A 7,792-nucleotide genomic window follows, 5' to 3' on the forward strand; every position below is an offset into this window, starting at 1 on the left:
GATCTCAAACACCTGGCCAGCACCGCAGTGTTATTGCTGCGCGATGGCTGCGACGTGCTCGACGTGCTGGGCTGGCGCTTAAGGCCGGTTTAACCACAACCCCTGTAGGAGCGAGCTTGTCTCGCGATCTTTTGACCTTGATCCATAGCTCGCGCCTACAGATTTTGGGTTTGTCTCCCGGCAATGTGGCCTTTTGCCAAAGTTGGAAGGCTTCTTGCAGTGGCAGGCTTGCAGACGCATCTGGCGTCAAAAGTTTGCTAAAGGTTTAGGCATGTCATTGGATCGCTCTCAGTTAATCAACACCGCACGCAACGGTCTGGCCGGTTTGGGTCACGGGCAGTTGGGCGTGCCGCTGTTGCTGCTGGTGATGCTGGCAATGATGATGTTGCCCATCCCGGCGTTTCTGCTGGATGTGTTTTTTACCTTCAACATCGCGCTGTCGATTGTGGTTTTGCTGGTGTGCGTGTACGCGCTGCGCCCGCTGGATTTCGCGGTGTTCCCCACCATTTTGCTGGTCGCGACGCTCATGCGCCTGGCGCTCAACGTGGCGTCGACCCGCGTGGTGATGCTCCACGGCCAGGAAGGCCACGCCGCTGCCGGTAAAGTGATCCAGGCCTTCGGTGAGGTGGTGATCGGCGGCAACTATGTGGTCGGTATGGTGGTGTTCGCGATTTTGATGATCATCAACTTCGTGGTGGTGACCAAGGGTGCCGGGCGGATCTCCGAAGTAAGCGCGCGCTTTACCCTCGACGCCATGCCCGGCAAACAAATGGCGATTGACGCCGACCTCAACGCCGGGCTGATCGATCAGAACCAGGCCAAGCTGCGCCGTCAAGAAGTCGCCCAAGAGGCCGAGTTTTACGGCTCTATGGACGGTGCCAGCAAGTTTGTGCGCGGTGACGCCATTGCCGGTCTGTTGATCCTGTTTATCAACCTGATCGGCGGCATGGCCGTGGGCATCTTCCAGCACAGCATGAGTTTTAGCGAAGCGGGCAAGGTCTACGCCTTGCTGACCATCGGTGACGGTCTGGTGGCGCAATTGCCGTCGCTGCTGTTGTCGACCGCCGCCGCGATCATGGTGACCCGTGCTTCGGGCTCCGAAGACATGGGCAAGCAAATCAATCGCCAGATGTTCGCCTCGCCCAAGGCGCTGGCGGTGTCTGCCGGTTTGATGGCGGTGATGGGGATCGTGCCGGGCATGCCCCATGTGTCCTTCCTCAGCCTGGCTGCTGTGGCCGGTGGCGCTGCCTACTGGATGTGGAAAAAACAGAACGTGGCCAAGGTTCAGGCCCTGCAAGAAGTGCAGCGCCAACAAGAGCTGCTGCCTTCGCCCGCCCGCGCCCAAGAGACCAAAGAGCTGGGCTGGGATGACGTCACGCCCATCGACATGATCGGCCTGGAAGTGGGCTATCGCCTGATCCCGCTGGTGGATCGCAACCAGGGCGGGCAATTGCTGGCGCGGATCAAGGGCGTGCGTAAAAAGCTGTCCCAGGACCTGGGCTTTTTGATGCCCACCGTGCACATTCGCGACAACCTCGACCTGGCGCCGAGCGCTTATCGCCTGACGCTCATGGGCGTGATTCTGGCCGAAGCCGAGATCTACCCGGACCGCGAACTGGCGATCAACCCCGGCCAGGTGTTTGGCACCCTCAACGGGATCACCGCCAAAGACCCGGCCTTTGGTCTGGAAGCCGTGTGGATCGAGGTCAGCCAGCGTAGCCAGGCGCAATCGCTGGGCTATACCGTGGTCGATGCCAGTACGGTGGTGGCGACGCACCTTAACCAGATTCTGTACAAGCATTCCCATGAGCTGATTGGCCATGAGGAAGTGCAGCAACTGATGCAATTGCTGGCCAAGTCGTCGCCTAAATTGGCTGAAGAGTTGGTGCCGGGCGTGTTGAGCCTGTCGCAGTTGCTCAAAGTGTTGCAGGCGCTGCTGGCCGAGCAGGTGCCGGTGCGCGATATACGCAGCATTGCCGAAGCCGTCGCTAACAATGCCCACAAGAGTCAAGATACTGCCGCTTTGGTTGCCGCCGTGCGTGTCGGCTTGTCCCGCGCCATCGTGCAAAGCATTGTCGGCGTTGAGTCTGAGCTGCCTGTGATCACCTTGGAACCAAGGTTGGAACAAATATTGCTCAATAGTTTGCAGAAGGCCGGACAAGGCCAGGAAGACGGTGTGTTGCTGGAGCCAAGCATGGCAGAAAAACTCCAGCGCTCACTCATCGACGCGGCGCAGCGTCAGGAGATGCAAGGCAACCCGGTGATCTTGCTGGTGGCAGGCCCGGTACGCGCGATGCTTTCGCGGTTTGGCCGTTTGGCGGTGCCCAACCTGCATGTGCTGGCGTACCAGGAAATCCCTGACAACAAGCAAGTCACCATCGTTGCGACAGTGGGCCCTAACGGCTGAGGGTTTGATCTATGCAAGTGAAGCGATTTTTCGCCGCCGACATGCGTCAGGCCATGAAACTCATTCGTGATGAATTGGGCGCGGATGCCGCCATTATTGGCAATCGCCGGATCGCCGGCGGTGTTGAGTTGACCGCAGCGCTGGACTACAAGCTGTCCGCGCTGGCACCGCGGGTGCCGAACGTTGAGCTGGAAGAAGAACTGCGCAAGACCCAGTCCAAGATTGTCTCTGCTCAGGCCGAGTTGAGCTTGCGCGCAGAAGGCGACACTGATGCCAGCCGCCAGTTGTTTGCCGGCTTGCCGCTGACCGCCGCCGAGCCGTTGATTGAGCCGCGCTTTGAAGAACCGTCGCGGCCACAGCCTGCGCCTGCACCGGCGCCATCGATTGACCAGCGGGTGTTTGACGACATGCGCAATGAGCTGAACGGCCTGCGCGAGTTGCTCGAAGTGCAGTTGGGCTCGCTGGCCTGGAACCAGTTGCAAGGCTCAAGGCCTGAACAGGCCAATTTGTGGCGGCGTTTGCAGCGCATCGGCTTGTCCGGTCCGTTGTCCCACAGTTTGTTGACCCAGGTGACCGAAATTGAAGAGCCGCGTCAGGCCTGGCGCATGTTGTTGGCGCACCTGGCCCGGATGATTACCACCCCTGAACTGGAGCCGCTGGAAGAGGGCGGTGTGATCGCGATGGTCGGTCCTGCAGGCATGGGTAAAACCACAACGCTGGCCAAGCTGGCGGCACGTTATGTGCTCAAGTACGGCGCGCAAAATATTGCATTGGTGAGCATGGACAGCTTTCGTATCGGCGCCCAGGAGCAGCTTAAAACCCTGGGGCGCATTCTCAATGTGCCGGTGACCCACGTGGCCCCCGGCCAGTCGTTGGGCCAAACCCTTGAGCCGCTGGCGCGCAAGCGCGTGGTGCTGGTCGACACCGCCGGGCTGCAAGCCAGTGACCCGGCGTTGCGCCTGCAACTGGACAGCCTCGCCGGGCGCGGGATCAAGGCGCGCAATTATCTGGTCCTCGCCACCACCAGCCAGAAGCAGGTGCTGTCGGCCGCGTACCTGAGCTACAAGCGCTGTGGGCTGGCCGGTTGCATTCTGACCAAGCTGGATGAAACCGCCAGCCTTGGCGAAGTACTGAGTTTGGCGATCAGCAATGACCTGCCCGTGGCGTACCTCACGGACGGTCCGCGGATCCCGGACGATCTGCACTTGCCGCGCCGCCACCAATTGGTGAGCCGGGCGGTGAGTGTGCAAATGCAGGAAGAACCCAGCGAAGAAGCCATGGCCGATATGTTCGCTGACATTTACCACAGCCCGCCCAAACGGGTTGGCTAGGGTAAAGATGAAAACGTTGCAATGTACCTACATTGAAGGTCTGCACAGTGTTGTTCCTGGGGGAACACGCAGCACTCTCTGTAGCCGCGTCTAAGTAAGACAAGGTAAAAAAAGATCATGGGCAGCATGCATCCCGTACAGGTGATCGCAGTGACCGGCGGCAAGGGTGGCGTCGGTAAAACTAACGTGTCAGTCAATTTGTCCATCGCGCTGGCCGAACTGGGCAGGCGCGTCATGTTGATGGACGCCGACCTCGGGTTGGCGAATGTTGATGTCCTGTTGGGGCTGACACCGAAATTTACCCTGGCCGATGTGGTCGAGGGTCGCTGCGAGCTGCGTGATGTATTGCTCCTGGGCCCCGGCGGGATTCGTATCGTGCCCGCCGCGTCTGGCGCCCAGAGCATGGTGCAGTTGAGCCCTGCGCAACACGCAGGCCTGATCCAGGCGTTCAGCGACCTGAGCGACAACCTCGATGTGCTGGTGATTGATACCGCCGCCGGGATCGGTGAGTCGGTGGTCAGTTTTGTCCGCGCAGCCCAGGAGGTTTTGCTGGTGGTGTGTGACGAGCCCACCTCCATCACCGACGCCTACGCGTTGATCAAACTGCTTAACCGCGACTACGGCATGAACCGTTTTCGGGTGTTGGCGAACATGGTCCAGAGCCCGCAAGAAGGGCGCAACCTGTTCGCCAAGCTGACCAAAGTGACCGACCGTTTTCTTGACGTTGCCCTGCAATATGTGGGCGCCGTGCCGTACGACGAGTGCGTGCGCAAGGCCGTGCAAAAGCAGCGCGCCGTGTACGAAGCATTCCCGCGTTCCAAGTGCTCCCTGGCGTTCAAGGCTATCGCGCAAAAGGTCGATACCTGGCCGCTGCCGGCTAACCCCCGTGGCCACCTGGAGTTCTTTGTTGAGCGTTTGGTAAAGCAAGCAGGTGGAGGACGAGTCTGATGACTGCCAGCGGCTATCGCATGTACAGCAAGCCGTCACGTGACAGCCAATATGAGCTGATCGAGCGCTATGCGCCGTTGGTCAAACGCATCGCTTATCACCTGTTGGCGCGTTTGCCTGCCAGCGTGCAAGTGGACGACCTGATTCAGGCCGGGATGATCGGCCTGCTCGAGGTCTCGAGCAAGTACGACGCCACCAAGGGCGCGAGTTTTGAGACCTACGCCGGCATTCGCATTCGCGGTGCCATGCTCGATGAAGTGCGCAAGGGTGACTGGGCGCCACGCTCGGTGCACCGCAATACGCGCATGGTCAGTGACGCAATTCGCGTTATTGAAGCAAAAACCGGCTGTGACGCTAAAGATCACGAGGTTGCGGCCGAACTCCAGTTAAGCCTTGATGATTATTACGCCATCTTGAACGACACCCTGGGCAGTCGTCTGTTCAGCTTCGACGACCTGTTGCAGGACGGCGAGCACGAGGGGCTGCATGAAGATGGCGCCAGCGCGCACCTTGAGCCGTCGCGAGACCTCGAAGACGAGCGTTTTCAGGCCGCGCTGGCCGAGGCCATCAGCTTGTTGCCCGAGCGTGAGCGGCTGGTGTTGGCGCTGTACTACGACGAAGAGCTCAACCTCAAGGAAATCGGTGAGGTGCTGGGGGTCAGCGAGTCGCGTGTCAGCCAGTTGCACAGCCAGTGCGCCGCCCGTTTGCGCGCACGCCTGGGGCAGTGGCGAGCGCATTGACTCACTGTAGGAGCGAGCTTGCCTCGCGATCTTTGGGGCTTTTAAAAGATCGCGAGGCAAGCTCGCTCCTACAGGTTGGATGCGTAATAAACCGAATTGATTGAATGGCGCGGTCCGGTTGTGATCGCGTTTAAGACTGCTGGAGGTCGACTTGAACAAAGACATGAAAATCCTCATCGTTGATGACTTTTCAACGATGAGGCGGATCATTAAAAACCTGTTGCGTGACCTGGGGTTCACCAACACGGTCGAGGCGGATGACGGCACCACGGCGATTCCGATTCTCAATCTGGGGCATATCGACTTTCTGGTCACCGACTGGAACATGCCGGGCATGACCGGTATCGACTTGTTGCGCCATGTGCGTGCCGACGAAAAACTCAAGCATTTGCCGGTATTGATGGTCACCGCCGAAGCCAAGCGCGAGCAGATCATCGAGGCTGCCCAAGCCGGTGTAAACGGTTATGTGGTCAAGCCATTCACCGCCATCGCCCTCAAGGACAAGATCGAAAAGATCTTTGAACGCATCGGTTGAACGGTTCCCCGGGGGGCACTATGGAGCGGCAGGAATCAACAGTGGGCGAGTTTGAATCGACCCTGAAAAAACATGCTCAAGAGCTGGTTGAAAGCCTTGAAAAAGGCCAGTTCGGCGACGCAGTACAGCTGATTCATGAACTGAACCAGACCCGCGATCGTGGCCTTTATCGTGAAGTCGGCAAGCTGACGCGTGAATTGCACAGCGCGATTGTCGATTTTCATATTGATCCGACCATGCCGCGCGCCGAAGAAGTGTCGCATATCACGGATGCGACCGAGCGCTTGGCTTATGTTGTGAAGCTAACGGAAGCCGCCGCTAACCGGACCATGGATCTGGTCGAGAACTGCACGCCGCTGGTCAATGGCCTTGGCCAGGAAGCCAAGGCTTTGAGCGCGGACTGGGGGCGTTTTATGCGCCGCGAAGTCGGTGCGCAAGAGTTTCGCGAGCTGGCGCGTCGGGTAGACAGTTTTTTGACGCGCAGCGAAGCCGAGCAGCAGATCGTCTCCAGTAACCTGACTGACATTCTGCTGGCCCAGGATTACCAGGACCTCACCGGTCAGGTGATCAAGCGGGTCACGCAGTTGGTCACCGACGTCGAGCAGAACTTGCTCAAGTTGGTGCTCATGGCCAGCCAGGTCGATCGCTTTGCCGGGATCGAACATGACCACGAAGCGCTGCGTGCTGAAAATAATTCGCAAAAAAACCTGACGAAGGGTGAAGGTCCGCAGATTCATGCCGATAAGCGTAGTGACGTCGTATCCGGCCAGGATGATGTAGACGATTTGCTGTCCAGTTTAGGTTTCTAGGTCTTGAGTAGGCGTGCGGGCGCTGTTGTCCGGCGCTGAAAGGTCCTCCTTCAAGGAGCACACACATGAGCTTCGGCGCCGATGAAGAAATCCTTCAGGATTTTTTGGTTGAGGCCGGCGAAATTTTAGAGTTGCTGTCCGAACAACTGGTCGAGCTGGAAAGCCGACCGGATGATGCAGACTTGCTCAATGCTATTTTTCGCGGTTTTCACACTGTAAAAGGAGGCGCCGGCTTCCTGCAGCTCAATGAGTTGGTGGAGTGCTGCCACATCGCCGAGAACGTGTTCGACATCCTGCGCAAGGGTGAGCGCAGCGTCGACGCGGAATTGATGGACGTGGTGCTTGAAGCCCTGGACGCCGTCAACGGGATGTTTGCCCAAGTGCGCGAGCGCAGCCCGATCACCGCCGCCAGCCCTGAGTTGCTGGCCGCGTTGGCGCGTTTGGCCGAGCCTGCTGCCGCCCCGGCAGCGGTCGATGCGCCTGCTGCGGTGGTCGAGGCCGTGTCTAACGACAGCACCGGCGACATTACCGATAACGAATTTGAACAACTGCTCGACTCGCTGAATGCGGTCAAGGCTGATGCGGCGCTTGTCGAACAGGCCTCTGACGACGCGACCCTGAGCGACGAAATCAGCGACGCCGAGTTCGAGTCCTTGCTTGATCAGTTGCATGGCAAAGGCAAGTTCTCTGCGAACGCCGTGGCCACGCCCGCAGCCGCTACAGCTCCGGCAACGTCTGCTGCGGCCAGCAATGAAATCACTGACGATGAATTCGAGGCGCTGCTGGACCAATTGCACGGCAAGGGCTCGTTCAGCGCAGACGCCCTTGAGGCTGTCGCCGCTGCCCCTGCTGACGTCGCGGCTGAACCCGTCGCGGACACGCCGGCAGCCCACATCACCGATCAAGAATTTGAAGCCCTGCTCGACGAGCTACATGGCAAAGGCCAGTTCTCGGCCGAAAGCCCAGCGGTTGCTGCGACGGTCAGTGCGGTAGCGGCGCCAGTCGCCAGCAAGGTCCAAGCC

The 7,792-nt window shown here is 59.3% G+C and carries 7 protein-coding genes; all 7 read left to right on the top strand.

Annotated features, from left to right (window positions below; genetic code table 11):
• Window positions 1-277: 277 nt before the first annotated feature.
• A complete protein-coding gene (gene flhA, locus GHO25_RS24820) occupies window positions 278-2,407 on the top strand; it encodes a flagellar biosynthesis protein FlhA (protein WP_048371631.1) in 2,130 nt (709 codons plus the stop codon).
• Between the two features lie 11 nt (window positions 2,408-2,418).
• A complete protein-coding gene (gene flhF / locus GHO25_RS24825; RefSeq protein ID WP_153393136.1) occupies window positions 2,419-3,738 on the top strand; it encodes a flagellar biosynthesis protein FlhF in 1,320 nt (439 codons plus the stop codon).
• Between the two features lie 117 nt (window positions 3,739-3,855).
• Entirely contained in the window at window positions 3,856-4,686 is an 831-nt protein-coding gene (gene fleN, locus GHO25_RS24830; protein ID WP_153393139.1) for a flagellar synthesis regulator FleN, read from the top strand.
• Entirely contained in the window at window positions 4,683-5,426 is a 744-nt protein-coding gene (gene fliA, locus GHO25_RS24835) for an RNA polymerase sigma factor FliA (RefSeq protein ID WP_227024854.1), read from the top strand. Before fleN ends, fliA begins: the two co-directional genes overlap by 4 nt.
• 163 nt (window positions 5,427-5,589) lie before the next feature.
• Window positions 5,590-5,961 (top strand): chemotaxis response regulator CheY, encoded by a 372-nt coding sequence (locus tag GHO25_RS24840; protein WP_162207692.1) that lies wholly within the window; start codon window positions 5,590-5,592, stop codon window positions 5,959-5,961.
• 20 nt (window positions 5,962-5,981) lie between these two features.
• Entirely contained in the window at window positions 5,982-6,770 is a 789-nt protein-coding gene (locus GHO25_RS24845) for a protein phosphatase CheZ (protein ID WP_153393142.1), read from the top strand.
• A gap of 65 nt (window positions 6,771-6,835) precedes the next feature.
• A partial coding sequence (locus GHO25_RS24850) for an Hpt domain-containing protein (RefSeq protein WP_178110224.1) occupies window positions 6,836-7,792 on the top strand: 957 nt, incomplete at its 3' end.

Source organism: Pseudomonas sp. FSL R10-1350 (assembly GCF_009600525.1).
Classification (GTDB): Bacteria; Pseudomonadota; Gammaproteobacteria; order Pseudomonadales; family Pseudomonadaceae; genus Aquipseudomonas; species Aquipseudomonas helleri.